The organism is Brasilonema octagenarum UFV-OR1, from assembly GCF_963888615.1.
Taxonomy (GTDB): domain Bacteria; phylum Cyanobacteriota; class Cyanobacteriia; order Cyanobacteriales; family Nostocaceae; genus Brasilonema; species Brasilonema sennae.
In genome coordinates this window covers 1-1031 of the sequence record NZ_CAWPKW010000401.1, presented here as the reverse complement: position 1 = coordinate 1031, position 1031 = coordinate 1, and the positions used below count along the sequence as shown (strand labels likewise).

Genomic DNA, 1031 nt, shown 5'->3' with positions numbered 1-1031 from the left:
TTACAGCAATTTTCAGGTAATTGAACCACAAACTACGGTAAGCTGGTAGTAAAGTAATTGTTAGATTCGATGCCAGTATCTTATTCAGGTGATTTGCGTCGTCGCGTGATTAGAGCTTGGGAAGCAAAGGAAGGCTCTCAACGTCAGTTGGCTGAAAGATTCAAGGTCAGCTTGTCATTTGTGCGAAATCTGTTGCGTCATTATCGTCAAGATGGACAAATTGAGGCGAAACGACGTGGAGGATACCAAAAGCCAACAATTCAAACCGAGCATCTGAGCTGGCTTCAATCTCTGGTTGAGGAAAAAAATGATTTGTTGCTTAGAGAATTATGCGATCGCTATCAAGAAAAGACAGGGATTAGGGTGAGTATCCCAACAATGCATCGTGCGGTAGAAAAATTAGGCTTACGCTGTAAAAAAAAAGTCTTTATGCCAAGGAGCAAGATACCCCAAGAGTGCAAGAGTTAAGACATGACTATCGGCGTTGGTTAGATCAGATTGATGTCAGAAATTTAATATTTGTCGATGAAGCGGGAATAAATTTGTCAATGTCGCGCTTGTTCGCCAGAGCCGTAAATGGCGAACGAGCCGTTGGTAGTATCCCTGGAAGTAAGAGTGGTAACGTTTCTTTGATTGGCGGTTTGAACATCGATGGACTGATTGCGTCGATGACTGTACCAGGAAGTACAAATACTGAGGTGTTTTTCACTTATGTGACCCAGGTCTTACTGCCTCAGCTATGGAAAGGAGCAATTGTGGTCATGGATAATCTGAAGGTTCATCATGCCGAGCGTGTCAGAATTGCCATCGAGTCCGTCGGTGCAAAAGTCAAGTTTAAGCCACCATTATCTCCTGATTTATCACCTATCGAGCTTTGTTGGTCGAAACTGAAGCAATTCCTTCGTTCCTGTGAGGCACGTACCCCTGAATCACTCGACCAAGCAATGGCTCTTGCTGTAAATTACATTACCGAAGATGATGCCTTCGGTTGGTTCAACCACTGTGGTCTATTTACCTGAAAATTGCTGTAA

General features: G+C 43.5%; 2 protein-coding genes. Both read left to right on the top strand.

The window, feature by feature from the left end:
• Positions 1-69 precede the first annotated feature (69 nt).
• The gene (locus AC5590_RS34820; protein WP_169269014.1) at positions 70-468 is read left to right on the top strand and encodes a helix-turn-helix domain-containing protein; all 399 of its coding nucleotides are present in this window, start codon (positions 70-72) and stop codon (positions 466-468) included.
• Complete coding sequence (locus AC5590_RS34815) at positions 456-1019, top strand: transposase (RefSeq protein WP_169269013.1); 564 nt, start codon at positions 456-458, stop codon at positions 1017-1019. The genes AC5590_RS34820 and AC5590_RS34815 overlap by 13 nt, the downstream gene beginning before the upstream one ends.
• Positions 1020-1031: the final 12 nt, after the last annotated feature.